22 protein-coding genes are annotated in these 24,669 nt (G+C 63.0%); 18 read left to right on the top strand and 4 right to left on the bottom strand.

Features of this window, described 5'->3' with window-relative positions; genetic code table 11:
* Positions 1 to 332 precede the first annotated feature (332 nt).
* The 12 genes from MF606_RS16095 (at position 333) to MF606_RS16040 (ending at position 14,963) form a co-directional block, all read left to right on the top strand.
* Positions 333 to 539: a hypothetical protein gene (locus MF606_RS16095; RefSeq protein WP_240230361.1), complete on the top strand. Its 207-nt coding sequence runs from the start codon at positions 333 to 335 to the stop codon at positions 537 to 539.
* Between the two features lie 93 nt (positions 540 to 632).
* Positions 633 to 1,604, top strand: coding sequence for an acetylxylan esterase (locus MF606_RS16090; protein WP_240230360.1), 972 nt, complete (start codon positions 633 to 635; stop codon positions 1,602 to 1,604).
* 73 nt (positions 1,605 to 1,677) lie between these two features.
* Positions 1,678 to 2,682, top strand: a complete 1,005-nt coding sequence (locus tag MF606_RS16085; protein ID WP_240230359.1) for a LacI family DNA-binding transcriptional regulator — start codon at positions 1,678 to 1,680, stop codon at positions 2,680 to 2,682.
* Positions 2,683 to 2,970: 288 nt separating this feature from the next.
* Entirely contained in the window at positions 2,971 to 4,872 is a 1,902-nt protein-coding gene (locus MF606_RS16080) for an ABC transporter substrate-binding protein (protein WP_240230358.1), read from the top strand.
* A 308-nt stretch (positions 4,873 to 5,180) separates the two neighbouring features.
* Complete coding sequence (locus MF606_RS16075) at positions 5,181 to 6,173, top strand: ABC transporter permease (protein WP_240230357.1); 993 nt, start codon at positions 5,181 to 5,183, stop codon at positions 6,171 to 6,173.
* A gap of 14 nt (positions 6,174 to 6,187) precedes the next feature.
* Positions 6,188 to 7,321: an ABC transporter permease gene (locus MF606_RS16070; protein WP_420842264.1), complete on the top strand. Its 1,134-nt coding sequence runs from the start codon at positions 6,188 to 6,190 to the stop codon at positions 7,319 to 7,321.
* On the top strand, positions 7,311 to 8,333 hold the full coding sequence (locus MF606_RS16065) for an ABC transporter ATP-binding protein (protein WP_240230355.1): 1,023 nt from the start codon (positions 7,311 to 7,313) through the stop codon (positions 8,331 to 8,333). The genes MF606_RS16070 and MF606_RS16065 overlap by 11 nt, the downstream gene beginning before the upstream one ends.
* Positions 8,330 to 9,433 (top strand): ABC transporter ATP-binding protein, encoded by a 1,104-nt coding sequence (locus tag MF606_RS16060; protein ID WP_240230354.1) that lies wholly within the window; start codon positions 8,330 to 8,332, stop codon positions 9,431 to 9,433. Before MF606_RS16065 ends, MF606_RS16060 begins: the two co-directional genes overlap by 4 nt.
* Positions 9,434 to 9,475: 42 nt before the next feature.
* A complete protein-coding gene (locus tag MF606_RS16055) occupies positions 9,476 to 11,347 on the top strand; it encodes a DUF2264 domain-containing protein (protein WP_240230353.1) in 1,872 nt (623 codons plus the stop codon).
* Entirely contained in the window at positions 11,344 to 12,354 is a 1,011-nt protein-coding gene (locus MF606_RS16050; RefSeq protein WP_240230352.1) for a hydroxyacid dehydrogenase, read from the top strand. The genes MF606_RS16055 and MF606_RS16050 overlap by 4 nt, the downstream gene beginning before the upstream one ends.
* A gap of 190 nt (positions 12,355 to 12,544) precedes the next feature.
* Positions 12,545 to 14,185, top strand: a complete 1,641-nt coding sequence (locus tag MF606_RS16045) for an acyltransferase (protein ID WP_240230351.1) — start codon at positions 12,545 to 12,547, stop codon at positions 14,183 to 14,185.
* Between the two features lie 136 nt (positions 14,186 to 14,321).
* The gene (locus MF606_RS16040) at positions 14,322 to 14,963 is read left to right on the top strand and encodes a ThuA domain-containing protein (RefSeq protein ID WP_275693093.1); all 642 of its coding nucleotides are present in this window, start codon (positions 14,322 to 14,324) and stop codon (positions 14,961 to 14,963) included.
* A gap of 143 nt (positions 14,964 to 15,106) precedes the next feature.
* On the opposite strand, the gene MF606_RS16035 is transcribed toward MF606_RS16040, so the two are convergent.
* Complete coding sequence (locus MF606_RS16035; RefSeq protein ID WP_240230350.1) at positions 15,107 to 15,832, bottom strand: class I SAM-dependent methyltransferase; 726 nt, start codon at positions 15,830 to 15,832, stop codon at positions 15,107 to 15,109.
* Positions 15,833 to 15,968: 136 nt separating this feature from the next.
* Here MF606_RS16035 and MF606_RS16030 point away from each other — a divergent pair, with 136 nt between their 5' ends.
* Together MF606_RS16030 and MF606_RS16025 are read left to right on the top strand one after the other, a co-directional pair.
* On the top strand, positions 15,969 to 16,460 hold the full coding sequence (locus MF606_RS16030; protein ID WP_240230349.1) for a YciE/YciF ferroxidase family protein: 492 nt from the start codon (positions 15,969 to 15,971) through the stop codon (positions 16,458 to 16,460).
* Between the two features lie 20 nt (positions 16,461 to 16,480).
* The gene (locus MF606_RS16025; protein ID WP_240230348.1) at positions 16,481 to 16,735 is read left to right on the top strand and encodes a DUF2934 domain-containing protein; all 255 of its coding nucleotides are present in this window, start codon (positions 16,481 to 16,483) and stop codon (positions 16,733 to 16,735) included.
* Between the two features lie 137 nt (positions 16,736 to 16,872).
* On the opposite strand, the gene efp is transcribed toward MF606_RS16025, so the two are convergent.
* Entirely contained in the window at positions 16,873 to 17,442 is a 570-nt protein-coding gene (gene efp, locus MF606_RS16020; protein ID WP_240230347.1) for an elongation factor P, read from the bottom strand.
* A gap of 138 nt (positions 17,443 to 17,580) precedes the next feature.
* On the opposite strand from efp, the gene epmA reads away from it, so the two are divergent.
* The 3 genes from epmA (at position 17,581) to MF606_RS16005 (ending at position 21,317) form a co-directional block, all read left to right on the top strand.
* Positions 17,581 to 18,636, top strand: coding sequence for an EF-P lysine aminoacylase EpmA (gene epmA, locus MF606_RS16015; protein ID WP_240230346.1), 1,056 nt, complete (start codon positions 17,581 to 17,583; stop codon positions 18,634 to 18,636).
* A gap of 148 nt (positions 18,637 to 18,784) precedes the next feature.
* Complete coding sequence (locus tag MF606_RS16010; RefSeq protein ID WP_240230345.1) at positions 18,785 to 19,825, top strand: lysine-2,3-aminomutase-like protein; 1,041 nt, start codon at positions 18,785 to 18,787, stop codon at positions 19,823 to 19,825.
* Positions 19,826 to 20,015: 190 nt separating this feature from the next.
* Positions 20,016 to 21,317, top strand: coding sequence for a hemolysin family protein (locus MF606_RS16005; RefSeq protein ID WP_240230344.1), 1,302 nt, complete (start codon positions 20,016 to 20,018; stop codon positions 21,315 to 21,317).
* A gap of 249 nt (positions 21,318 to 21,566) precedes the next feature.
* Here MF606_RS16005 and fabV read toward each other — a convergent pair whose 3' ends face one another.
* Positions 21,567 to 22,736, bottom strand: a complete 1,170-nt coding sequence (gene fabV / locus MF606_RS16000) for an enoyl-ACP reductase FabV (protein ID WP_240230343.1) — start codon at positions 22,734 to 22,736, stop codon at positions 21,567 to 21,569.
* A 149-nt stretch (positions 22,737 to 22,885) separates the two neighbouring features.
* Here fabV and MF606_RS15995 point away from each other — a divergent pair, with 149 nt between their 5' ends.
* A complete protein-coding gene (locus MF606_RS15995; protein ID WP_240230342.1) occupies positions 22,886 to 24,001 on the top strand; it encodes a hypothetical protein in 1,116 nt (371 codons plus the stop codon).
* Here the strand turns inward: MF606_RS15995 and MF606_RS15990 are convergent.
* A complete protein-coding gene (locus tag MF606_RS15990) occupies positions 23,998 to 24,645 on the bottom strand; it encodes a glutathione S-transferase family protein (RefSeq protein WP_240230341.1) in 648 nt (215 codons plus the stop codon). The two genes, MF606_RS15995 and MF606_RS15990, sit on opposite strands and share 4 nt — an antisense overlap.
* Positions 24,646 to 24,669 lie beyond the last annotated feature (24 nt).

Genomic DNA, 24,669 nt, shown 5'->3' with positions numbered 1-24,669 from the left:
CGGGCGTAAACACTGAAGACAGACATGGAAGAGCCTCTAGCGCGATGCTTGGGGCAAACAAGGCAGCGGGTGTTGCCGGTAGCACGAAGTGGACCTTGTCGCCGATCTGGAAGCGTGGTGCGTCGTCGACGACAGCGGTCACGCGGAGCGCTTCCCGCGTCCCGGTGAGCATGGTGCGGCCGGCAACCGGGGTGGCCTCGGCGAAGTCCCGGAAGTGCGCAGCTGATGTGGAAGTGAGTTTCCTATTTCGTGCAACTGAGTCAACCTGAGGCGAGGGGGAATCCCGCAGGGTTTGAGCTGTCGGCCATCCGGCGGCGTGAGTGATGAGGCAAATGGACTTTCGCGTGACGGCATCCCGCTACGATCCGGTATTCCGCCGCTTGCACTATACCGCGAGCGGCAATCGCGAGGGCGTGCGCTTCACGGTATCGTCGTTCGTCCGCTGCGCGAAAGACCCGAAGACCACCGAGAACATTCATCTGGTCGCCCTGTTGGCCCTGACTGAGATATTCAAGCGGCCCGGCGCCTCGGGGCGATGATTCCACGCGGATTTGTTGTGACCAAGTTGCCGTCGCCGACTGGTATGGAAGCGCCAGGCCGTGCATGCTCGGCGCAACCATACGAGGATGCTCATGCCCTTTCCCGACCTGCTGCAACCCGAACTCGGCGCCTATCATAGCGGGGTCCAGACCCCCGGGGATTTCTCGGATTTCTGGACCGAAACGATAGCCGAGGCGCGGGCGGCCGGCGGAGCGGTCGATATCGTCAAGGCCGACACCACGCTGAAGGTGGTGGAGGCGTTCGATGTGACCTTCCCGGGCTTTGGCGGGCACCCGATCAAGGGCTGGCTGGTCCTGCCGGTCAATCGCAGCGGGCGGCTGCCGCTGGTGGTGCAGTATCTCGGCTATGGCGGCGGGCGTGGGTTTCCGCATGAGAGCCTGCACTGGGCGGCCTCGGGCTACGCCTATTTCCGCATGGATACGCGCGGGCAGGGCAGCAGCTGGAGCGTCGGTGCGACGCCGGACCCGGTTGGTACCCAGCCGTCAATTCCCGGGATGATGACCAAGGGTATCCTCGACAAGAACGACTACTATTACCGGCGCGTGTTCACCGACGGGGTGCGGGCGATCGATGCGCTGGTGGCGCAGGACTTTGTCGATGCGGACAGGATCGCGGTTTGCGGCGGCAGCCAGGGCGGTGGGATATCGCTGGCGGTGGCCGGGATCGATCGGCGCGTCAGGGCGGTGATGCCGGACGTGCCGTTCCTCTGCGACTATCCGCGCGCGGTGCAGAAGGCCAGCCGCGACCCCTATCTGGAAATCGTGAGGTTCCTGGCGCAGCATCGCGACAAGAAGGCCAAAGTATTCGAAACGCTCAACTATTTCGATGGTGTCAACTTTGCACGGCAGGCGACGGCGGCGGCGCTGTTCTCGGTGGCTGTCATGGACGATATCTGCCCACCATCGACGGTCTATGGCGCCTACAATGCCTATGCCGGGGCGGACAAGACGATGGAAGAATACGAGTTCAACAACCACGAAGGCGGCCAGGCTTTCCAGGATCGGGCGCAGATGGTGTGGCTGGGGCAGCGGTTCGGAATGTAGGATAAGTGCTCGCAAGGACTTGCTTTGCTCAAAAAACGCAAATATTGCGTAGAGAAGAAGCGAGGCAAGAGCCGTGGCACAGCAGAAGCGTGCGAACCAGACCGATATTGCGGAGCGCCTCGGCGTTTCGGTGAGCACGGTTTCGCGCGCGCTGGCCAATGAAATTGGCATCAGCGACGCGGTCCGGCGCGATGTGCAGCGCATGGCGCGCACGCTGGGGTACAAATCCAAGCACAACACGAGCGCAGCGAGCGGGGACAAGCGGGCGGTGGCACTGGTGCCATTGGGCAGCGCGACCAGCGGGCTGGCCGGGTTCTATTTCGGCATTGTCGAGGGCATGCGGGCACAGGCGGCGGATGCCGGCATGATGCTCGACGTGCGGCTGGTCAACGAGTCTACCGTGACGCTTGACATGATCAAGCGGCAGGCCGCGCAGAGCGATGCCGGTGGCGTGTTGCTGGCGGGAATCGATGCCTGGGACGAATTACTGGCGTGGTCTGCCGAGACCGCCGTGCCGGTGGTGCTGGTCAATGGCAGCGACCCGCAGATGCGGGTCAGTTCGGTGTCGCCGGCCAATTTCTACGGGGCCTTCATGGCTACGCAGCGGTTGATCGATGCTGGCCACACTCGGATCATGCACTATGCCCAGAAGCACCGGCCGACATTGTTGCTGCGGCAGCGCGGCTTCCAGGCGGCGATTGCGGCAAATCCGGGAACGGTGGGAACGGTGGTCTACAATGCGGACGTGCAGAGCCAGCAATTGCTGGCCGACCTGCTGGCCGGAAAGCATGACGTGACAGCGCTGTTCAGTTGGAATGACATAGCGGCGGTGGAGATACTGGAGTCGCTCTATGGCGGGGACAAATCCATCTCGCCGGACTTCTCGATCATCGGCTTCGACGACCTGCCGATCGCTGCGATGACCACGCCAAGGCTCAGCACGATCAGGGTCGATCGCGAGGCGATCGGGCGCGGCGCGGTGCGGCTTTTGCAGCAGCATATGGATGGCGAGACAGCGCCGCAGCAGCTGGAAATCGGCGTCACCATGGTGCCGGGCGAGACGGTCTTTTCGATTTAGGCAGCGGTGCCGAAACCGTCGCATGGCATCGATGTGACACCGCATTGCCCATCAACCCGCCAACTAACCGCTGTTCCCTACAACCTCCAACCGGCGTTTTCCGCAGCCTATGTGCCTGTCATTTCGACGCAAAATGAACAAATTTGCGTTATTTGCGTGATTTGCGCAAAATGCTTGCGATGACGCAAAATGTCTCTTAACTTGCAAATCGCGTCACGAGGCGCCGGGCCGGAAGCAGACGGCCGCAAGGGAGAGACATTCATGAACAAGACTCGACTTAGGTCAGGCATGCATGCCGGGCGCGTCGTTACCGGCGCACTCACCGCCATGCTGATGCTGGGCAGTGCAGCTTTCGCCCAACAGCAGGCGCCAATGCTCGACGAGGCCGTGGCAGCCGGCACGTTGCCGCCCGTCGCCGAACGCCTGCCGGCCAATCCGCTGGTGGTGACACCGGTGGAAAGCGTCGGCACCTATGGCGGCACCTGGCGCAGCGCGCTGCGCGGCGGCCTCGATAATGCCTGGATCGGGCGCACCGTGACCTATGACGGTCTGGTCCGCTACGACCGCGAATGGAAGCAGATCATTCCGAACCTGGCCGAAAGCTGGGAAATCAGCGAGGACGCCAAGACCTATACGTTCAAGCTGCGTGAAGGCCTCAAGTGGAATAACGGCACGCCGTTCACCAGCGCCGACATCGCTTTCGCAGTCGAACTGATGAGCGAGCCGACCTATGGCGCCGGCACCTTCATCAAGAACCCGAACAATCCGGTCACCGTTGAAGTGGTCGACGACACGACCTTCAAATTCGTCTTCGAGAAGTCCAATGGCGTGATCATGGACGAGCTGGCCTCGATCAACGGTCTGACCGTGGTGTCGCTGAGCAAGGATTACTGCAGCCAGTTCTATCCCAAGTACAATCCCAATGCCGCCGAGGAAGCCAAGGCCGCCGGGTTTGAAACCTGGGAATTGTGGATGACCAACCGCTGCTCGTGGGCAACGGAAACCATCCGTTTCGCCAATCCCGAACTGCCATTCATGAATGCCTGGATGGTCGAGGAGCCGCTGACGGGCGACGCAACCCGCGTCACCTTCGTGCGCAATCCCTACTACTGGAAGGTCGATACCGAAGGGAATCAGCTCCCCTATATCGACCGGCTCGACATGCGTGTGTCCGACTCGCTCGAAGAGTTGACGCTGATGGCGCTCAATGGCGAGATCGACTTCCAGGATCGCCACATTGCCACGGTTGCCAACCAGCCATTGTTCTTCGATGGCCAGGAGGCCGGTGACTATCGCCTGGGCGAAAACATTCCGTCGAACATGAACACTATGGTGCTGCAGTTCAATATGAACCATGTCGACCCCAAGCGGGCCGAACTGTTCCAGAACAAGGACTTCCGCATCGGCATCAGCCACCTGATCGACCGGCAGGAAATCATCGACGTGGTCTTTACCGGGCAGGGCGAGCCCTTCCAGGCGGCGCCGCGCCCTGAATCGCCGTTCTATGACGAGGAAATGGCCAAGCAATACACCGAGCTCGACCCGGAGGCGGCTGACGCGGCATTCCAGGCGGCAGGACTTGGGCCCAAGAATGCCGATGGCTTCTATACCTTTGCCGACGGCACGCCGCTGGTCATCACCATCGACACCATTGCCGCGTTCCGTACGGAATGGACTGACATGATGGAACTGCTGCAGCTTCAGCTTGAGGCTGGTGGCATCGACATCGAAGTCAACAATATCGACCGCACGCTCTACTACGACAAGCGTCCGCTCGGCGACTATGACGCCCAGATCTGGCAGGGCGACGGTGGTCTCGATGTGATCCAGGAGCCGCGCTACTACATGCCGTCGGGTGGCGAAAGCGTGTGGGCCTTCCGTTGGCAGGCCTGGTTCAATGGCTCGACGCCGGAAATCGCCGAAGAGCCGGTCGAATGGGTCAAAACCCAGATGGACCTCTACAACCAGCTGCGCAGCGAAGGCGATGCCGCCAAGCGCGACGACCTGATGAAGCAGATCCTGGCGCTCGCCAAGGAGAACTTCCCAGTGATCGGCGTCAGCCTCCCCGGCAACGGCTACTACATCGCCAAGAACAATATGCGGAACATCGCCCCGACGATGCTGCATGCCTACCTGTTCCCGACCCCGGCGCCATACGATCCGTTCCAGTGGTACTTCGCCGCTGAGTAACGGCCTCCCGCCCCTCGCGGCGCTCCCCGTGCCGCGAGGGGTTGAATAACCAAGCCGGTGCGAGTTGCTCCACCCCCTCCCGGCCTCCCCCATCAAGGGGAAATGCCGATCGAGTGTTGGGCGAGATAGGCGGTATGCACCGGGCAGTACCTCCCCCTTGATGGGGGGAGGCTAGGAGGGGGTGTCGGAAGCCCCGATATCCGGGCCAATCCACCCCCTCACCCTGGCCTTCCGCTGAACGCGTCAGGTCGTCCCTCTCCCGCAAGGGGAGAGGGGTGGGCCCCGAGTTTGATGAACAGGAGACGCCCATGTTGCGTTTCATAGCGAACCGACTGATCGCGATGGTGCTGACGATGTGGGCGGTGTCCTTCGTTGCCTTTGCCATTATCCAACTGCCGCCTGGCGACTACCTCACAACCTATGTGGCGACGCTGTCGGCCAATGGCGACCGGGTTGATCCGGCGACGATCGAGGCGCTGCGCCAGCAATATGGCTTCGGCCAGCCTTACATAGTGCAGTACTGGAAATGGATCAGCGGCATCGTACTGCGCGGCGATTTCGGGCAGAGCTTTGAGTGGAAGGCGCCAGTAACGACGTTGATCTGGGGTCGCCTGGGCAATTCCATCCTGCTCGAAGGTCTGGCCGTCATCGTGATGTGGCTGGTAGCGCTGCCGATCGGCATCTATGCGGCGGTGCGCAAATATTCGCTCGGCGATTACCTCGCCACCATTGGAGGCTTTCTGGGCCTCGCCATTCCCAATTTCTTCTTTGCGCTGATCCTGATGTATCTCAGTTTCATCTGGTTCGGAGAGACCATTGGCGGGCTGTTCTCGCCGCAATTCGAGACGGCGCGCTGGAGCGTTCCCCGCGTCTGGGATTTTCTCAGCCATGCCTGGGCGCCGATCCTGGTGCTGTCGCTGGCGGGAACGGCAGAGCTGATCCGCATCCTGCGCGCCAACCTGCTCGATGAGCTCAAGAAGCCCTATGTCACCACGGCACGGGCCAAGGGGCTCAGCGAATTTCGCACCATCATGAAATATCCGGTGCGTGTGGCGCTCAACCCGCTGATCTCCACCATCGGTTGGCTGCTGCCGGCCCTGGTGTCGAGCTCGGTGCTGGTGTCGGTGGTGCTGAACCTGCCGACAGCCGGGCCACTACTGCTGCGCTCGCTGACCTCGCAGGACATGTTCCTCGCCGGCGCGATCATCATGTTGCTGGGCATGTTGACGGTCATCGGCACCCTGCTGAGCGACCTGTTGCTGGCCTGGATAGACCCCCGAATTCGGTACGGGAGCAAGTAATGGCCGTGGAAACCATGACCCCAACTGCAATTGCACCCGCACCCGTCGCTATTGCCCGCGCCAAGCGGGAGAGCCAGCTCGGCCTGATGTGGCGCCGCTTCAAGCGGCACCGGCTGGCGCTGGTGAGCCTGTGGGTGGTGGCGCTGTTCTACCTGGTGGCGTTGCTGGCCGAGTTCCTGGCGCCGACCGATCCGGCGGCATATAGCGCGCGCTATACTTATGCGCCGCCGCAGGGCATCCAGTTTTTCTCCACCGCTGAGGATGGCTCGTGGTCATTCTCGCCCCACGTCAACGGCTACAAGAGCGAAGTCGACCCCAAGGCGATGCGGCGGACGTTCGTGATTGATCCTGAGACGGAAATTCCGGTGCAGTTCTTTGCGCCAAGCGAGCCCTATATGCTGGCGGGGATCATCCCGATGTCGGTCAAGTTCGTGGGCGTGACGGAAGCGCGAGCGCCGTTCTACGTGCTCGGGGCCGACCGGCTGGGTCGAGATCTATTGAGCCGCCTGATCCACGGTACGCGCATTTCGCTGTCCATCGGCCTCGCCGGTGTGACGCTCAGCCTGTTCTTCGGCATCATTATCGGCGGTTTTGCCGGCTATTACGGTGGCTGGTTCGATAGCGCGGTGATGCGCGTGGTCGAGTTCATCCGCTCGATGCCCACCATTCCCTTGTGGCTGGGGCTGGCGGCCGCCATGCCCAAGGACTGGAGCGCGCTCCAGACCTATTTTGCCATCACGCTGATCCTCAGCCTGATCGGCTGGACCGAACTGGCGCGCGTGGTGCGCGGGCGGTTCCTGTCGCTGCGCACCGAGGATTTCGTGACGGCGGCGCAACTCGATGGCGCCAGCGATTGGCGCATCATCACGCGGCACATGGTGCCCAGCTTCATGAGCCACATCATTGCGGCGGCGACGCTGGCCATTCCCGGCATGATCCTGGCCGAGACGGCACTGTCGTTCCTCGGTCTCGGCCTGCAGGCGCCGATCGTCAGCTGGGGCACGCTGCTGCAGGACGCACAGAATATCCGCACGCTGGCGACCGCGCCGTGGCTGCTGACGCCCGGCATCTGCGTGGTGATCATCATCCTGTCCATGAACTTCTTTGGAGACGGCCTCCGTGATGCCGCTGACCCCCATGGCCGATAAACCAATCCTCACCATCAACGACATGTCGATCGTGTTCTCGTCGCCTGACGAGGCCGATATCGAGGCGGTGCGGCAGGTGGACCTGACGTTGACGCCGGGCAAGACGCTGGCGCTGGTGGGCGAAAGCGGCTGCGGGAAATCGGTGACGGCCCGGGCCGTGCTGCGGTTGCTCGACAAGAATGCCAATATTCCTCGCGGCTCGATCCTGTTCGAACCAGCGGGCGAAGCGGCGACTGATATCGTCAAGCTCAAGCAGGACAGCCTGCCGCTGCGCAAAATCCGCGGCAACCAGATCTCGATGATCTTCCAGGAGCCGATGAGCTCACTCTCGCCGGTGCATACGATTGGCGACCAGATCGACGAGATGATGGTGATCCATGAAGGGCTGAAGCCGAAACAGGCGCGTGAGCGTACGGTGGCTTTGCTCGATCAGGTGGGCATTCCCGGCGCGCGGGAGCGGGCGGATGCATATCCATTCCAGCTCTCGGGTGGTTTGCGGCAGCGCGCCATGATCGCCATGGCGCTGGCTTGCACGCCGCAATTGCTGATCGCGGACGAGCCGACCACGGCGCTCGACGTAACGACACAGGCGCAGATCCTCGACCTGTTGCGGCAGTTGCAGGCCGATTTCGGCATGGCGATGCTGTTCATCACCCATGACCTGGGCGTGGTGGCCGAGATCGCCGACGAGGTGGCGGTGATGTATCTGGGCGATGTGGTGGAGCAGGGCAGCGTGTTCGACGTATTCGCCGCGCCCAAGCACCCCTATACGCAGGCGCTGATGAGCTCCATTCCCAAGATGGCGCGCAAGGCGGATCGGGTGCGGTTGTCGCCGATCAAGGGCACGGTGCCGGCGCCCAAGGACCGGCCGGTGGGTTGTGCATTCACCAGCCGGTGTCCCTATGCGTTCGAGCCGTGCGCAACGGTGCGGCCGGAGCGGACGGATGTCGGCAATGGGCATCATGCGCGCTGCCACCTGTTGACGCAGCAACCAGCGGAGGCAGTCGCATGAGCGCCTTGCTGACGGTCGAAAACCTATCCAAGCATTATACGCTGAGCGGCGGCTGGTTCGGGCCGGAGCGGCGGCTCGATGCGCTGACCGATATCAACCTGACGGTGGAGGCAGGCGAAACGCTGGCCATCGTTGGTGAAAGCGGTTGCGGCAAGACCACGCTAGGGCGCTGCATCATCAAGGCGCAATCATCAAGCGCGGGGCGAGTGGTGTATCACCCCAAGTCGGGCGGCGACGTCGAACTGACGGCGCTGAACAAGCGGGAGATCAAGCCATGGCGGCAGGATATTCGCATGATCTTCCAGGACCCGATGAGCTCGCTCAACCCCAATATGCGGGTGTTCGACATCGTCGCCGAGCCGCTGCGCATCCACAGAATCTGCAAGGGCAAGGAACTCGAAGAGCGGGTGATCTCGACGCTGGAGAAGGTCGGTATTCCGGCCGAGGCGGTGGGGCGGTATCCGCATGCGTTCTCGGGTGGGCAGCGGCAGCGTATCGGTATTGCCCGTGCGCTGGTGCTCGACCCCAAGCTGGTGATTGCCGATGAGGCGGTGTCGGCGCTGGATGTGTCGATCCAGGCGCAGGTGCTGAACCTGCTGGAGGATTTGAAGGCCGAGTTCGGGCTGACCTACATCTTCATCAGCCATGACCTGGGCGTGGTGAACTACATCGCTGACCGGGTGGTGGTGATGTATCTCGGCCATGTGGTGGAGAACGCGCCCACCGAGATGTTGTTCGAGCGGCCGCGCCATCCCTATACCGAATTGCTGCTGGAAGCGCTGCCGATCGCCGATCCGCTGCGGCGCAAGGGGCGGGCCAAGGAAGTGCGGGGGGAAATCCCCTATCTCGGCAATCGCCCGGCCGGGTGCCCGTTCCAGACGCGCTGCAAATATGCCGAGGATCGCTGCCGGACCGAGAAACCGGCACTGCGCCCGATCAACGGGACAGCCCAGGAAGCGGCCTGCCATTTCGCCGAAAAACTCGATTTGAAGGGCGCTTATGAAGACGTGCCTCACACCTCACCGGCGTCACCACCCGGCTCGTCCGGGTGGTCCATGGCCCAAGCGGAAGATGGATTGCCCGGACATGCCGGGCAATGACGATGGTTGGGCACAATTTGCCAGACAGGAATACCAGACCAAATGACTTATGATCCGGCCAGCGCCAATCCGCTCCACGGCAACCCGCTCAAGACGCGCGCGGATGTCGAAAAGGCATTGCACGACCTGTTCAATCCACTGCTGCCGTTCTTCTCGGAAGGTGGGGCGCGGGTGCGGCTCGATGGCGCCGGGGCGCATTTCGACCGGGCGGCGGCCGACCTCGAAGGGTTCGCCCGGCCGCTCTGGGGGCTGACGCCGCTGGCGGCGGGCGGTGGCAAGTTTGACCACTGGGAACTCTATCGGCAGGGTCTGGCAAACGGCACGGACCCCGAGCATCCCGAATATTGGGGACAGGTGAACAGCACCGACCAGCGCATGGTCGAGCTGGCGGCGATCGGCTTCACCATGCGGTTGCTGCCGCATCTGGTTTGGGAGCCGCTGAGCGAGAAAGCCAAAAGCAATCTGGCAGCATACCTCAAGCATGCTCGCAGCTTTGATTACGCGGATAACAACTGGAAGTTCTTCCGTATCCTGGTCGATCTGGGGCTGGAGGAATGTGGTGTCGAGTTCGATCGGTCGCTGACCGAGAAGTATCTTGAGGAGCTCGACGGGTTCTATCTGGGCGATGGCTGGTATCGCGACGGCAATGTGCGGCGGGCGGATCATTACATTCCCTTCGCCATGCATTTCTATGGCCTGATCTACGCCAAGCTCGCCAAGGGCGACGAGAAAAGGGTCGCGGCCTATCGGGAACGCGCGGCGGTTTTCGCCAAGGATATCCGGCACTGGTTTGATGACGAGGGCGGCACGCTGGCGTTCGGGCGAAGCCTGACCTACCGGTTTGCCTGCGGTGGCATCTGGGGGGCGCTGGCCTTTGCCGATCTCGATGCGCTGCCATGGGGCGAGATCAAGGGGCAGTATATGCGCCACCTGCGCTGGTGGGCCGACAAGCCGATCGCGCATCGCGATGGCGTGCTGTCGATCGGCTATGGCTATCCGAACCTGTTCATGAGCGAGAGCTATAATTCGGCCGGCTCGCCCTATTGGGCGCTCAAGGCCTTCTTGCCGTTGGCGCTACCGGAGGATCATCCGTTCTGGATAGCGGAGGAGAGCGAGGCGGTGACCGATGCGGCGCCGGTGCCGCTGAAGCATCCGGGCATGGTGATGTATCACACGCCGGGCAATGTGGTGGCGCTGTCGAGCGGGCAGCAGGTACGGTTTGGCCGCAAGACCTGGCATATGCGCCAGGGTGCCGAGAAATACTGCAAGTTCGTCTATTCCTCGCGCTACGGCTTTTCGGTGGAGTCGGACGACCGCGACTATGATAGCGGCACCTTCGACGGCATGCTGGCCTTTACCGATGACGGGCTGCATTACCGGGTGCGCGAGAGCAACGAAGTTGCCCAGATCGCCGGCGATACGCTGTTCGCGCGGTGGAAGCCGTGGAATGACGTGACGGTGGAAACCTGGCTGCTGCCGGCCAATCCCTGGCATATCAGGGTGCACCGCATCACGACGCCGCGGGCGCTGCATGCCACGGAAGGCGGCTTTGCCATTGGGCGCGCCGATCTCAACGCCGATATTTATATCGACGAGGCGGGACGAGGCCTAGCCAAGGGCCTGACCGATGTGAGCGCCATTGTCGATCTTGGTGGCAAGCGCGCGGGCCGGGCATTCCGGGCGCTGCCCAATACGAACCTCATCGTCTCCAAGAGCATTGTTCCGCAATTGCGGGGCGACCTCCCGACGGGAACGACGGTGCTGGTAACGGCGGCGATGGCAATGCCAGCAGGAGCCGATGCCGAGGCGGCGCTGGGCCGGGTGCCCGCAGCGCCCGATCTTGCCGAGCTCGAAAAGCTGTTCGCCCGCGAGGGTATTGAAGTCACCGCCATTCAGGTGCCGGAGCGCGATTGATGCGACCCAAACTAGCCTTTGCCATGCTGGCAGACCGAACACGACATGTGTTCGACACCCAATCGCTGGCGCAACTGGAACGGACTGTCGACATCGTGCGGCGGGAGCCGCTGGAGGAGTTCGACAGTGCTGAGGCCCGCGCAGTTCTGGCGCAGATCGACATCCTGGTCACAGGCTGGGGGAGCCCTGTCGTGACGGCGGATGTGGTCAAGGCGGCGCCCCGGCTCAAGTTGATCGCCCACGCGGCCGGAACGGTGAAATTCACGCTGGACCCGGCGGTTTATGCTGCGGGAATCAGGGTGACGCACGCTGCTGATGCCAATGCGGTGCCGGTGGCCGAGTTCACGTTGGCTTCGATCATCTATGCCAACAAGCGGGTGTTCGAACTGCGCGACCACTATCGCGCCGACCCCGGACGGCGCAGCAGTTACGCGCTGATGGACCAGCCGATCGGCAACTATCACCGCACGGTGGGGCTGGTGGGGGCGTCGCGCATCGGGCGCAAGGTGGCCAGGTTTCTCGAAGCCTTCGACTTCACGGTGCTGCTGTTCGACCCTTTCGTCGCGGCGGATGACCCCATTGTCCGCACCACGGAACTGGTCGACCTCGACACGCTGATGGCGCGGTCGGACGTGGTGTCGATCCACGCGCCATCGCTGCCGTCGACGCGGGCGATGATCGGCGCGCAGCAATTGCGGCTGATGAAGGATGGCGCGGCGTTCATCAATACGGCACGTGGCGCGCTGATCGATGAGGCGGCGCTGATCGCCGAGTTGCAGACCGGGCGCATCCATGCGGTGATCGACGTGACCGATCCGGAGATTCCGGCCGCTGGATCGCCGTTCTATGAGCTGCCCAACGTGTTTCTGACCCCGCATGTGGCCGGGGCGGTAGGCACGGAGCGGCTGCGGCTGGGACAGATGGCGATCGAGGAAGTGGAACGGTTCGTGGCTGGTAAGCCGATGGAGTTTGAGGTGGAGCCGGCGCTGTTGGAGCGGTTGGCGTGACAGACGGATGGCAGGCGCGACCCTTCCTTCTCCCCTTGCGGGAGAAGGTGCCCGAAGGGCGGATGAGGGGCCTCTTCTTTGCTTCTGGCATGGGAGGGCGCAGCACCCCCCACCCTGACATTTCTGCTGAACGCAGAAATGTCGTCCCTCTCCCGCAAGGGGAGAGGGGAAGATGGTGAGCGGGGCAAGGATGGAGGTTCCCACATCGGCGGCGGGGGAGATCAACTCCACGCACGAGGCCCGACTTCAGTTCCTGACCTGGGACCGCACGCCCGCCGATATCGAGTCCCCCCAGCACCGTGCGCGGCAGGCGCATTGGGCGGAGATGGCGGGGGCCAGTTTTCATCCGACGGCCTATGTGGCGGCTGAGGCGGCGATCTTTACGACGCATCTGATGCTTGGTGAGGCCAGTTGGATTGCCGGGCATGCGCTGGTGCGGGGCGATGTGGAGTTTGGTGCTCATTGCACGGTCAATCCCTATGCGATGATTTCGGGCAAGGTGCGCTGCGGGGACGGGGTGCGGATTGCCAGCCACGTGTCGATCGTCGGATTCAATCACGGGTTCGATGACCCAAACGTGCCCATTCATATGCAGAAGCATGAAAGCCTGGGGATCACCATCGAGGACGATGTGTGGATTGGCGCCAATGCGGTCGTGCTTGATGGCGTGACCGTGGGCAAGGGCGCGGTGATCGCCGCGGGGGCGGTGGTCAGCAAGGACGTGCCGCCGCTGGCTATTGTTGGCGGGGTGCCGGCCAAGGTGGTGCGCTATCGCGGGCAATCGAGCAGGTCCGATGCGGCGGGTGCACTCGATCGGCTGGGCGCGGCGGCTAAGGCGCAATGGCCCGAGGTGCTGGCGCACTATCGCGAGGGCGACGAGTATGTGTCGCGCGAGGCGGACGGCACGGCGCGGCGGAGCGCGCGGCATCGCAATGATGCGATCGAGATTGCTGCCGGGTTTGGAGCGGTGCCCGATAAGCTGGACGTGGCGGCAACGCTGGCTGAATTGCAGGCATTGCAGGACCCGGTGACGGGGCTGTTTCCCGACCCGCATCAGTCGCCGGCGTCGGGACAGGCGGTGCGCGACAATGGGTTGGCGCTCTACAATGTGCTGTCGGTTGGCTATGCCATCGAAGTGCTGGGCGGGCAGCCGCTCCATCCGGTGGCGGCGGTGGAGCTGGAGGCGGATGCGCTCTGCGACTGGCTCGAAGAGCTGAGTTGGCGCGAGCGGGCCTGGGGTGCGGGTGCGGCGGTGGATGCGATCGGCACCGCGCTCTATTTCAACGCGCGGTACTTTTCGACCGGCAGGGCGCGCGAAACTCTGTTTGGCTGGCTGGCACTGAAGCAGGACCGGGCGACGGGTCTTTGGGGATCGACGACAGCCGAGGAAGGATTGTTGCAGCCAGTCAATGGGTTCTATCGGCTGACGCGCGGGACTTATGCGCAGTTCGGGCTGCCGGTGCCCAATGCCGAGCGGGCGATCGACTCGGTGCTGCTGAACTATCGCAATTATGGCGGGTTTTCGGGGCGCACCTATACGGCCTGCAACCTGCTCGACACGATCCATCCGCTGCTGCTGTGCCTGAAACAGACCGATCATCGTCGCCATGAGGCCGAAGCGATTGCGCGGGCGGTGATCGGGCGGGCCGAAGAGCGGTGGATGTCGGGCGAGGGTTTTGCCTTTGCCGACGGGCAGGCGGCAAGCCTGCAGGGCACCGAGATGTGGCTATCGGTGGTGCATCTGGCGGCCGAGCTGCTCGGGATGGCCGGGGAATTCGCGTTCGTGCCCAAAGGCGTGCATCGAACGCGGGCAGTGGGATTTGGGCTGTGAACTTACATTGAGCTCGTGGCCATCGTCATCACCCGGCTTGTCCGGGTGATCCATGCGCCCGCTTGCTCGGCGAGTTGGATTGCCCGGACAAGCCGGGCAATGACGGTGGAACAGAAGTCTCGAAGGGGTGCCGACAGTGACACAAAAAAAAGCCCTCATCGTCTGGGGAGGGATGGAACTGCATACGCCGGAGCGGGGCGCACATGTGGTGCGTGAACTGCTGGAGGCGGAGGGCTTTGCCGTCACGGTGACGCCCGATTATGAGGCGCTGGGCGCCGACGATGTCGGCAGCAACGATCTGGTCGTGCCTGTGATCACCGATGGGCAATTGGCGCCCGAGAAGATGGCCAATCTGATCAAGGCAATCCAGGCCGGGACCGGGCTGGCGGGGTATCATATGGGGCTGGCGACCAGCTTTCGCAGCTCGGTGCCGTTTCGCTATGCGGCGAGCTGCTACTGGGTGCAGCATCCCGGGAATATCATCACCTATCGGGTCGATGTGGGCGATGACCCGTTCATGGCCGGGATCGAGAGCTTCGAGCACACCAGCGAGCAGTATTACCTGAACTATGACCCGGCGGTTGAGGTGTTGGCGACGACCACGTTTACGGGGGAGTTTCATCCCTGGCGCAAGGATGTGGTGATGCCGGTCGTGTTCAGGACCATGCATGACAAGGGACGCGTGTTTTACTCGTCCCTTGCGCATACGGCGGATGAGCTGGCGGGTGGGCCGGTGCGGGAGATCCTGCGGCGGGGGCTGCTGTGGGCGACGCGGTAGCGGCGAAGGCGCGTCTTGGCGGATACCCCACCTAATCTCCCCTGATAGGGGAAGGGACTGATTGAGTCTGCGGCACCATCGCGCCGCATCCACCGCGCGGTACCTCCCCCCTTCAGGGGGAGGGTAGGTGGGGGGATTCTTCCTTACTGCTGCTGCGCAGCCTGTTCCTGGCGCCGACGTAACACCTCCGATTCCGGCAGCGCATTGGCGTATTGCAGTTCGCGATTGGCGCGGGACCAGAAGCTGGGATGGACGCGGTCGAGCAGGGCCGGGTCGGCGGGCTCGAGCTGGAGGCGGGCCAGGGTCGCGTTGTCGAGATAGAGCATGGTGTTCTGGCGATACCAGGCGGGGATAGCCTCGTCGGTCCAAATGGCCGGGCGGATAATGTCGACAGGGCGCAGGCCGTGGTGGGCGAATCGGGCGGCCCAATAGCTTGGCCATTGTTCGTTGAGATGGCCGACGCCGCCCTGGCCGGGAATGGCGGCGCTGAACAGCACGGCAGGCGCCATGGCTGCCAGATCGGCGACGAAGCCATCGGCGCGAGCGGGCGAGAGGTGCTCGGCAACCTCAAGCGACATAACGAGGTCGACCCGGGGGCCGGTGAAGGGCTGTTCGAGATCGGCCGGCCGGAAAGCGATGCTGGGATCGTCGAGCATTGACGCCGTGACCCAATCACCCTCGATGCCGAAAGCGCTCGTCGCGCCGGCGGCGAGCGCGGCGGCGAGCCAGGTGCCCGTACCGCAGCCGATATCGGCGATGCTGGTGCGCGGCAGGGCGGCGGGCAGGGCGGCCAATATGCGGGACGCGGCGTGCGCAGTATGGGCGCGGCGGTTTTCGTAGAAGCCGGCCGGGTAGAGCGTTGCGGTCATGATGGGCCAATCACTGGTTTGACCGAGCCTATGACGGGGCGCGCTCCGAGGCCAGAAGGATCGTGGCAAGAGAGGAACTTTGAGCGGTGCGGACCGTTCATGCGGCAGCGTCATGTCCCACGCATGGAGAAAAGCAATGGCAGCCGAAAAGAACCTGGAAGACCTGTTCCTGGATACGATCAAGGACATCTACTACGCCGAACGGCAGATCGTGAAGACCCTGCCGAAGATGGCGAAAGCGGCAACGTCGCCCGAACTCAAGGCCGGGTTCGAGCAGCATCTGGCCGAAACCGAGGTGCATGTCGAGCGCTTAGAGCAAATCTTCGAGCTGCTGGGCAAACCAGCGCGCGGCAAGACCTGCGATGCTATCCTGGGGATCATCGAGGAAGGCAAGTCGATCATTGAGGACTTCAAGGGCACTCCGGCGCTGGATGCCGGGTTGGTATCGGCGGCGCAGGCAGTTGAGCACTACGAAATTGCCCGCTACGGCACCCTCAAGACCTGGGCGCTTCAGCTTGGTATGAAGGATGCGGCCGCCCTGCTCGATGCGACGCTGCAGGAGGAAGTGGCCACCGACAAGAAGCTCAGCGAGGTCGCGGAGGCCAATGTGAACCAAAAGGCGGCCTGATACCCCTGGGGTGCGGGCCGATGTCCGCGCCCTCCGATACCGGCGGCGAACCTATGCGGAAGAATTCTGGCGTGGCCGAGGCGATAAGGCGCACGGCCTATTTCCTGTGGCAGCAGGATGGAGGACCGGAGGGGCGCAGCATGCATTACTGGCTCAAGGCCAAGGAGATGCATGTGCGGCAGCGGGCCTATGACCGATGGCTGGCCGAAGGTACGCCGGCCGGGCGAGCCGACGACAATTGGCGCGACGCGGCGGGAGAGATCGGGGATAAATGAAAGCGGGCCCGAAGGGGCCCGTTTTGCTGAGATAGTGCCTGAGGATGGCCTTGGCCCTGCGGAGCGTAGTTCTCCGGCCCTGACCTGCTCAAAACGCTCCACTGGAGCGTTTTGTTGGCGCGAAGCGCCGCCGCAGATCAGTCCTTGGCGCGTTCCACGTAGGAATTGTCTTCGGTGAGGATCACGATGCGGGTGCCGACGCCGATATGGGGCGGGACCATGACCTTGAGGCCATTGTTCAGTACGGCAGGCTTGTAGGACGAGGAAGCCGTCTGGCCTTTGACCACAGGCTCTGTCTCGACGATCTCGAAGGTCAGGCGCTGCGGCAGTTCCATGGAGATGGCGTTGCCTTCGAAGGTCTTGAGGTAAACCTTCATGCCGTCGGTGAGGTAAGCCTTCTGGTCGCCGATGACGTCATCGGACACGGCGAGCTGTTCGTAGCTGACGGGCTCCATGAAGTGGTGGCCTTCGGCGTCGGAGTAGAGGTAGTCGTATTCGCGCTCATCAACGTCGGCCTTTTCGACCATTTCAACGGTGCGCCAGCGGCCGACGACCTTCACGCCGTCGGAGATGCGGCGCATGTTGACGTTGGTGATGGAATTGCCCTTGCCGGGGTGGACGTTTTCAGCCGTCAGGATGACGTGCAGATTGCCGTCCTGCTCGACGACATTGCCCTTGCGCAGCGAGGAGGCGATGACCTTGACCATTATTCTTCCTTGTTCAACTCGTTGGCGCGTCGTAGAGGCAGGGCCGAGTGGATACAGCTCTTGGCGCCGGAATAGACTTTCGTGCGCCAACTATCCTATCTGGACGAAAATCGCCAGCCCGGCCGTCATAAAGGTCACATGAGTCAGCAACACACGCAGCCCTCACCCTGGTGGACGCCCTCGCTGCATGCTGACCGGCGGCCGATCCTGCTGGCACGGGGACGGATCGAGGCACGGTTGCGGGACTATCTGGCGAGCCGCGATTTCCTCATGATCGATCCGCCGGGACTGCAGCGATCGCCGGGCAACGAGACGCATCTGCATGCTTTCGGCACGGTCATGATCGGCAATGACGGGGTGGGGAGTCCTATGTATCTGCACACCTCGCCCGAGTTTACGATGAAGAAGCTGCTGGCGGCGGGCGAGCTGAGGATTGCCAGTCTCGGCCACGTCTGGCGCAATCGGGAGCGGAGTGCCCTGCACCATCCCGAGTTCACCATGCTGGAATGGTATCGAGCGGGCGAGGCCTACGGTGCTGTTATCGACGATTGTCTCGTGATGCTGCGGCTGGCGGCGGAGGCTACGAACGCCAAGGTTCTGCGCTTTCGCGAGCGGGAGTGCGATCCGTTTATCGAGGCCGAACGGCTGAGCGTTGTGGATGCTTTTGCGCGCTATGCAGGGATCGATCTGTTGGCGACGATGGATGGCGAGGGCGTGACCGATGGCGAAAAGCTGGCGGGGCAGATGCAGGCGCTGGGGCTTGCTGTGCCGGAGGACAGGAGCTGGAGCTACCTGTTCAGCCTCGTGTTGACCGAGAAGGTCGAGCCTAAGCTGGGGATCGGGCGGGTGACGGTGCTCGATCGTTATCCGGCGGCCGAGGCGGCTCTGGCCCGGCGGGCGGGCGATGACCGGCGGGTGTCGGAGCGCTTCGAGCTCTATGCCTGCGGGGTCGAGTTGGCGAACGGGTTTGGCGAGTTGACCGATGCGGCAGAACAGCGGCGGCGGTTCGCTGGTGAAATGGCGGAGAAGGCGCGCATCTATGGGGAGCGCTATCCGCTGGACGAGGATTTTCTTGCCGCGCTGGAGCTGATGCCGGAGGCGAGCGGGGTGGCGCTGGGGTTTGACCGGCTGGTGATGCTGGCGACGGGTGCGCCGAGGATCGAGGCGGTGCTGTGGGCGCCGGTGGCGCAATGAGTGTTGCGGTCCTTTTAGCTTCGATCGCTCAGCCGTCACCCTCGGGCTTGCCCCGAGGGGTCCATAATTGCTGTGCGATTTGTAAGTGCAGAGCCCTCGGGGCAAGCCCGAGGGTGACGGGCGGTGGGTGGGGGGCTTGGTGCTCGCCATGACAGTGCATCGGCCGATCAAGACCGTTGGTGAGTTGGTAGATGCCGGGCTGGTTGCGGATGCGGCTGGGCTTGAGGCGGTTGCCGCGAAGTATGCCATCGGCATTACTCCTGATGTGGCGGCGTTGATCGATCGGGGCAATCCCGATGACCCGATGGCGCGACAGTTTGTGCCCGACGTGGCGGAGCTGGTGATCACGCCGGAGGAGCGGGCGGATCCGATTGGGGATCTGGCGCATTCGCCGGTCGAGGGTATCGTGCATCGCTATCCTGATCGCGTGCTGCTCAAGGCGGTGCATGTGTGCCCGGTCTATTGCCGGTTTTGCTTCCGGCGCGAAATGGTGGGGCCGCAGGGGCTGGGGACGTTGACGGCGCATGAGCTCGATGCGGCCGTGGCCTATATCGCGAGCCATCCTGAGATCTGGGAGATCATCCTCACGGGCGGCGATCCGCTGGTGCTGTCGCCCCGGCGGCTGCGCGACATCATGGAGCGGCTGGCTGGGATCGCGCATGTCAAGATTGTGCGGTTTCATACCCGGGTGCCGGTGGTGGAGCCGGAGCGGGTGGATGCGGCGATGGTCGCGGCGCTGCGGGCCAGCAGCAAGACCACGTATCTGGCGTTGCATGCCAATCATCCGCGGGAGTTTTCGGATGCGGCGAAGGCGGCAATTGCGCGGCTGGTGGATGGCGGGATTGCCATGGTCAGCCAGTCGGTGCTGCTCAGGGGCGTCAATGACGATGTCGAGACGCTGGCTGACTTGATGAAGGCGTTCGTCGAGAACCGGGTAAAGCCCTATTACCTGCATCACCCCGACCTGGCGCCGGGGACGAGCCATTTTCGGATGGATATCGAGGATGGGCAGAAGCTGGTGGCGGCGTTGCGCGGGCGGATTTCGGGGTTGGCGCAGCCGACGTATATTCTCGATATTCCAGGCGGATATGGGAAGGCGGATATCGGTGCCAGTGCGATTGCTGGCGGGGATGGATGCTTTACCGTGCGGGACTGGCGGGGCGGCGAGCATCGGTATCCGCCGGGGTAAGGGCCGCAAGGCCCAGTTCACACCAAACGCCACGCAGCCCTCGGACTTGATCCGAGAGCCTTTCCGCGTATTTGCCGTGTTGCGAATAGCCGTAGGATCAAGTCCGAGGGAACGCCGGTGGGCGGGATTTCTGTTTGTCGGCGGGCTCGTGTTAGAAGGTCGCTCCCGGCCATAGTTACGCGTTGACCCCATGAATCCACTCGTTGGCATAGTGCTGATCGCGACCCTGATCGGGGTCAGCGTGATCATATCCCTGTCTGAAATTGCTTTTGCGGCGGCGCGCGAGGTGCGGATACGGGCGCTGGCCGAGGCGGGGAATGCCAAGGCGAAGCGCTTCGTGGCGTTGCGGGCCGATGCGGGGAATGTGATCACTGCGCTGCAGATCGCCACAAATGCGGTGTCGATCCTGGCAGGTACGCTAGGTCAGGATACGCTGGGGCCGGTGTTTGCCGGCGGGCTGGAATTGCTCGGCGTCGGTGTGGATGTGGCGCTGCCGGTGGGGTCGGTCTTGGCCTTTGTGCTGGTAACTGGACTGTTCGTGTTGTTCGCCGATCTCACGCCGAAGCGGGTGGCGATGCTGGTGCCTGAGGAAGTGGCGCTGGCTGTCGTCTGGTTTCCGGAAATTGCGGTCAAGTTGCTGCGGCCGCTAGTGTGGTTTTTCGGCAAACTGTCGGACGTGATCATCGGCTGGTTCAAGCTGGAGCCCAAAGTGGGCGCCGATGAAGTGACTGCGGACGATTTCCGACTAATCCTGGCGGGTGGGGCCGCGTCAGGCGTGCTGATGAAGAACGAGCATCGACTGATCGAGAATGTGCTGGCGCTGGAACTGCGCAGCGTCACCTCGGTCATGACCATTCGTGACGACATCGTCTATCTCGACATCAAGGACCCGCCGGCGGTGCAGCAGGACAAGGTGCGCAAGCGCCCGTTCTCGCATTATCCCATCTGCGATGGCGGCATCGATGCGGTGATCGGCTGTGTGCGGGCCGAGGACGTGCTGGCGACGGCGATCGACCGGCACGAAGAGGTGGATTTTGCCAAGGCGCGGCGCGACGTGCTGTCGGTGCCCGATACGCTCAATGTGTGGGAAGTGCTGGCGGAGTTTCAGGCGCAGAGCACCGGCTTTGCGCTGGTGGTCAGCGAATATGCGCTGGTCGTGGGCGTGGTGACGTTCAAGGATTTGATGGGCGCGCTGATGCAGGGCCTGGCCAATCCGTTCGAGGAGCAGGCCATCCTCAAACGCGACGATAGTAGCTGGTTGGTGGACGGCATGGCGCCGTTTGTGGATGTGACGAGGGCACTGGGCATCAAGCATCTGGAGGCCCAGGCAAATTACGAGACCATTGGCGGGTTCATCGTGCATCGCATGCGGCGGGCGGCGCGCAAGGGCGATAAGGTGGAGGCCGCGGGCTACGTGTTCGAGGTGGTGGATGCCGACAAGATGCGGCTCAATCAGCTGCTGGTGAGCAAGGCGGGGAAGGCGAAGGTTTAGGCACGTGTTGATTGCCACGGTCTCCCAGTCGACACCCTCCCCTTGTGGGGAGGGATCAGGGGTGGCGGTATGGCGTGTATCTGACTCGCGGAGACAAACCCCCACCCTGCTCGATTCACGGACTTAGCGAGCGCCAAATCCCATCTCGCTTCCCTCCCTACAAGGGGAGGGTGGGCGACTGAAAGATCTGCGCATTGTCCCTCACCGATCCAAGAGGGGCGACCTCTGCCCCAGAGGGAGATAAGAACCCTAGTTCACCACCCGGGGATCAACGTCCTGGCTATAGTCAACGCCGCCGAGGCCGAAGCCGAAGAGTTTAAGGAATTCCTCGCGATACTTGGGCAGGTCGGCCAGCGCGGGGAGGGTCTCGGTGGTGAGGGCTGACCAGCGCTTTTTCAGTTCGGCCTGCATGGTTTCGGACAATTCCCAATCATCGACGCGGATGCGGTTTTCGTCGTCGAGTGCGACCTGGCCCTGAAGCTTGTCGCGGAACAGGCGGTCGATTTGCTGGATGGGGCCTTCGCCCAGGCCCATTTCGTCTTCGACCTTGATCAGCAGGGTACCGTAGAGCGGTACGACCGGAATGGCGGAGCTGGCCTGGGTGACCACGGCCTTGAGGGCGACGACGTTGGCGGCCTGATCGCCATGGGCGGCGCGAATGGCTGACGCGGCGCGGTCGAGATCGCCCTTGGCCTTGCCCAGGGTGCCCTTGTGGTAGATCGGCCAGGTCAGCTCGCTGCCAAGATAGGTGTAGTTGAGCGACTGGAAGCCATCGGCGAGGGCGCCGGCTTCGGCGAGGGCCGCAATCCAGAGCTCCCAATCTTCGCCGCCCATGACCTTGACGGTGGCGGCGGCTTCTTCCTCGGTAGCGGGTTCGACAGAAATCTCGGAGACTTCGCCGGTGCCGGTATTGAGGGTCTTGGAGGTCACCGGAGCGCCATAGGGCTTGATGGCAGAGCGATAGGAGACACCGTCCTTGGGATCGGTGCGGACCGGGGAGGCGACCGAATAGACGATGAGATCCACCTGGCCGAGATTGGCCTTGATAGCCTCGATGGCTTCCGCCTTGACGGCGTCGGAGAAGGCGTCGCCTTCGATCGTGATGGCTTTGCGGCCGGCGGCCTTGGCGCGGTTCTCGAAGGCGCGGTTATTGTACCAGCCGGCCGAAGCGGGCTTGGCTTCGCCAGGCTCGCGCTCGAAGGAGACGCCCACGGTATCGGCATCGCTGCCGAAGGTGGTGACGATGCGCGAGGCCAAGCCATAGCCGGTGGAGCAACCGAGCACGAGAACGCGCTTGCGGGCGGACGGGATCGGGCCCTTGACCACGACATGATCGATCTGGCGCTGGACATTGGTGGCGCAGCCCACGGGATGGGCGGTGGTGCAGATGAAGCCGCGAATCTTTGGCTCGATGATCATGGGGAAGACTCCTCGATTTTGTTCAAGGCAATAGCGGGAATGGGAGCGCGGGGCTAGGGGATGGGCAGCGCCACTGGTGCAATTCTTGCGTTTGCTTGCGGGTTCGGCTGGCGTATCAGAGCGACACTGAACGTTGCTGCAGGTTCTTCATGTCGTTTGTCGATCTCCCATTGCCCAATCGATCCATTGCTGTTGCCGAGCGTCCTTTTGCGGCGCCGGCTGGCTTTCTCTTTGCCATTGTCACGATGCTTGCCCTGTTCGGCTTTTTTGCGGTCTGGCAGGGGCCGGGCCTGTGGCGCGATATCCAGATCAACCAAAATCCGCTGACGCTGCCGCAGGCTGAGGTGCTGGACGGCGAGTGCAGCACGCGCCGGGGGCTGACCGACTGCGATGCGCGGCTGGTCTATGACTATAAGGGCAAGAGTTACGACACGCAGGTGTCGCTCGCCTTCATCGATTTTTCCGGCAGCGACTACCTGGTCGACGTGGTGATCTCGGCCGACAAGCCGGAACTGGCCACGCTCAGCCTGGGGCTGGAAATGCTGTGGAACCGCCTGGCGGTGTTTGCGGTGCTGATCTTGATTTTCGCGGGTGGCGCGATTGCCATGGTTTTGGCGGGGCTGCGGGCCTGGAATTCCAACCGTGCGGCAGCCACGCCGGGTCGGGTGCAACTGGTGCCGGTCCAGATCACCGACACGCGGAATGGCTTTGTAAGCTACGCCGATTATCGCAACGGCAAGCGCTCTCCGCGCGTGACGCGGACGAAGTTTGCCCGTGGTCAGGAGCCGCTGATGGCGGTGGATGCCAGCGGCAATGTCGTCGCGGTGGCGGTCCAGGCCGAGCACATCAAGCTGCCGGTGCTGCTGGATCGCGGGTTGGAGCGGCTGGCGCTGAGCGATGTCGAGCGCCGGAACGCGCTGGCGGCATTTGACGCGGAGCAGAGCGGGCGCGATGCCGTGGTGCAGATCGCGGCGGCGAAGCCCTCGCTTGCTAAGCGGGCCATGCGCGGACTGATCGCCGTCGTCGTCGTGCTGGTATTGGCCGCTGTCGGCATCGGCGGCTACTGGCTCTACTACGTCACCAATACCCCCGATGCCTTCGACTCGCTGGGAATGGAGATTAACAATCTGATGCCCGAGCCGCTCAACCTGTGGGGTTGCACTCAGCTCGAAGCACGGTTTGGTGACGAGCGCGCTCCCTTTGGCTGCGTGGCGGACGACTATCAGAGCTGGAAGACCAGACCGACGAGCAAGACCAAGTCTTAGGTCGTTTCCAAGGCCCGACCCGCCGGGAAGATACCGGACATCACCATGAAGCCCGGTATTCGTCGCACGCGATCGGTCCAGCGACGGAGGGCGGGGTAATCCTGCCGGGATATGCCGCCCTCTTCGCTCAGCATCACATAGGGGAAGCAGGCGATATCAGCGGTTGTCGGATGCGCTGGTGAGCAGAGCCAGTCGCGGCCCTCGCGCTCGCCGAACCAGAGGTGTTCGTCCATCAGGCGGAAGATGCGATGGGCGCCTTTCTGGGCCTTTTCCAGATCGAAATCGTAGAACATGCCGAGGACGAGGCGAGCGGCGGAGCTGGTGGCGGTGATGTCGTCGGCGACGGCGTGCCAGCGCAGGATTTCCGCCGTGATGGCAGGATCGTCGGGAAACCAGAGGCCGGCTTCGTCGTATTTTTTGGCGAGGTAGGCGAGAATGGCGCCGGAGTCCGAGAGGACGAGCTCGTCATCCTTCAGCACCGGGAGCTGGCCGAAGGGATTGAGCTTGAGGAACCAGTCGGCCTTGTGCTGGCGGCCCGGGTAGAAGTCCACCGGGACGATGTCATAGCGCAGCTTGAGGATGCTCATCAGGAGACGGAGCTTGTAGCAGTTTCCGGAGAGCTCGAAATCGTAGAGGGTGATCATTGGTTTTGCTCCCCGCACTGCCAC

The sequence above is a fragment of the Devosia lacusdianchii genome, from assembly GCF_022429625.1.
In the GTDB taxonomy this organism is placed as follows: Bacteria; Pseudomonadota; Alphaproteobacteria; order Rhizobiales; family Devosiaceae; genus Devosia; species Devosia lacusdianchii.
Note: the sequence above shows the minus strand (reverse complement) of the source record. Positions and strands in the feature narration are given on the sequence as shown.